This is a genomic window from Mesotoga sp. HF07.pep.5.2.highcov (genome assembly GCF_003666285.1).
Taxonomy (GTDB): domain Bacteria; phylum Thermotogota; class Thermotogae; order Petrotogales; family Kosmotogaceae; genus Mesotoga; species Mesotoga prima.
Window position 1 is genome coordinate 1 of sequence record NZ_JFHJ01000310.1, and the last position, 2,682, is coordinate 2,682.

2 protein-coding genes are annotated in these 2,682 nt (G+C 44.6%); both read right to left on the reverse strand.

The window, feature by feature from the left end; all coding sequences use genetic code 11:
- A partial coding sequence (locus BG32_RS06890) for a hypothetical protein (RefSeq protein WP_121526599.1) occupies nt 1-1,229 on the reverse strand: 1,229 nt, incomplete at its 3' end.
- A 696-nt stretch (nt 1,230-1,925) separates the two neighbouring features.
- A complete protein-coding gene (locus tag BG32_RS06895; RefSeq protein ID WP_121526600.1) occupies nt 1,926-2,345 on the reverse strand; it encodes a hypothetical protein in 420 nt (139 codons plus the stop codon).
- Between the last annotated feature and the right edge of the window lie 337 nt (nt 2,346-2,682).

The following is a 2,682-nucleotide window of genomic DNA, read 5'->3' on the forward strand; positions in this document are numbered from 1 at the left end:
GTCGTAGAAGCCGTGAAACCTATAACACCTGAAATTCCTGCCTCGGCTTTCGCATCGAATTTGACCTCCATAACGAGGGTAACCGGCACGCATGAAACCCAGAACGTAATCCATTTCGTCTTCGTTGTGATGTTCTTTTCCCATGTCTTGCTCAGCGCTGCGCCGGAACTCACTTCAATATAAGGCGTCAGAGAAGGGCTGAGGCTCACGGTCGTCTGGAATTTCTTCAGAACGTATTTGTATTTCCACCAGCTTACCTTCTTCCACTGGTGCTCCCAGAGCAGAGAAGTGCCAAATGTGAAGCTCACGTTAAGCCCTGGTTCAACGCTCAAAGTCTGATACGCGAACTGTGTCGAGAAGTTATGTGAAATACCGAAGTTCCAAGAACCTGAATAGTCTTCCTTGAAGAAATACGGCTCCGGCTGCGACAGTTTACCGCCGATCTTTTCGTTATTGAAGACCGCTATATATGCGGCATAGTCTCTGAGCTTCGCCATGAGTTCCTCATTGTCTTCATTCATGAGGTTTTTCGGAGCGCCTCCCCCGGTAGTTATTTCTTCCTTCAGAATGATAGTATTCTTTTCGAGGTCTAAGCTCGCTTTGAACTTAGTCCCTCCGCCAAGATCGATCGACCAATCTTTGGAAGGCTTTTCACCATGCGGAGAGAGAAGATCGATGATCTCGGACCCTTCGGGTAAGACGATAGTCGTTGTCTTTGTCGTAAGAAGCGAGTTTTTCGACGATCCCAGAAAGGCCGTCTCGAAGGCTTTGCCATCGATGAGATCCTCCAAATATTTGAGCATGATCTTCTCTTCTGAGAAATTCTTGCTAGAGAACTGGTAGCTTCCGGGATGCTCCTTCGATTCCGAAATTAGGCCCGTGACCTTCATCGAAATCGTACTCGTGACGTTCCCGTTTCCTTCAATCTTGAACTTAACATCATTATCTCCGAAGCCGGGTGCCGATCTGTAGAGAAAGAAATATCCCTTGCTAATCTCGTCATAGAAGTTAGCGAAGGCTTCATCGGCCGTCTCTCTTTCTCTGAGGGCATCCCTGTGTTGGATGTATACCTTAGAAAGATCGGACGCTGGAACATATTCAGTACGGGTGATGATCGCCGATCCGTCGTGCTGAACAACGATTTTGTCTTCGATTGTTCGCTTGAACTGTGTTGAAAAGGCAAATACTGAGGCCACGAGAACAATCGCTATTAGCGCCTTCCTGAACATACTTTCACCCCCTTTAGAAGTCGTTCGAACGAGTATAGCACCGGCTACTTTTTGAAATATACAAATAGAAAGACAGTCGACTATTTGGATTGTCTTATTTAGATTTTGACGGTGTTCTAAAATCAATGCTTCTCACAAACGCTTCTTAAGTTCTAGTAGAACCCGCTCTCACTGGAAAATCAACGTCCTCTATCGTTTATCCAAAAATTCCCTTTCCGGGTTCCCGTGAATTGTTTAGAAAGTATTGACTGCAAAAAAGCAGGCTTTAGTTGAACTAATTCCGACAGAATGAACTGTAGAATTATCTCTCAAGAAATAGCATATGACCGAGCAATTCTTCGTGAAATCAAATGGATTTTGAGAGATGGATCGTTGGATCGTTTTTCACCTTTGCTGATCTTCATCCATCTTGATTCGATTCATGAAGATTCTCTGGCTGATTCCCGGTTAATATAATTCAAAAGCGCAAAGGAAGGCCCTGCTGACCAAATGCAGTGGCCTTCTCACGAGACTTGCAATCCGTAAAGCAAATTGGGAAATTGAAGTCGCTTTCTGACATGGTAGGGAGATAATGAAGAAGTCGATCGGAGACACAAACAAGATAGGTATGCCGCAAATATAGCTTTGCTTAGTATCACTGAGTTTCTCCTTGTTGTTCTTTCGTTCAGATGGATCAACAGACCGTTGATATTTCAATCAGCAGCTTGCTACCTGTTCGACCTCTCCCGTCACGAGGGGGTTATCGCTCTTTTTCATATTTCTCTTGAGATAAGATAGGAAATCCTCCGGCGGACGATAATCCCTAAAACCCTGCGAGATTTCCTTCGTCTCTTTGTCTTCAAGGGTAACGGACAATGTAATATCATCCGCCGTGAAACGAAGCTCTCTAATCTCGCCCGGAGGGGCGAAGTCTTCGAAATCGAGAATCACCATATTGTTTTCATCTCTCTTCACAATTACTGACGCAGTAGTCATGTAATCCTCAAAAGAAACTCCGGGCGTTTCACCTCCTAGAACAACTTTTGCGTAAAAAGCTTCCATTCTGTCGATCTTCACCTCTAAACAGCCATCGAAGAAACTAACTTCTCTGTCCTTCAGAAAGATCCCCAGAATCACTTTCAACCTCCTTCAGTTAACCGGTCAGCAGATAGAGACGACTTTCTTCTTTTGCTGCAACCGCCATCGGTTTTTATTTAATTGGATAGAGAACTATTCATACTCTTATTTTTTCAGCTTTCGCTGATCTTTCTCCTTCCTGCCTCCTTGGTCATCTTCAATCACAATCTGGCTTTTGAACCCCTTTGTTGGCTAAACACCGAACACCAGTTCTGCAAACTTTGGAATTACGGCAGCAAAAAAGGCCGAAAACGGTCTTCGCAAATCGGAGTGATCTGGCGGAATACTACTGGTCGTTTGCAGAACTGATCGGGGACAATACACAACTACGATATAT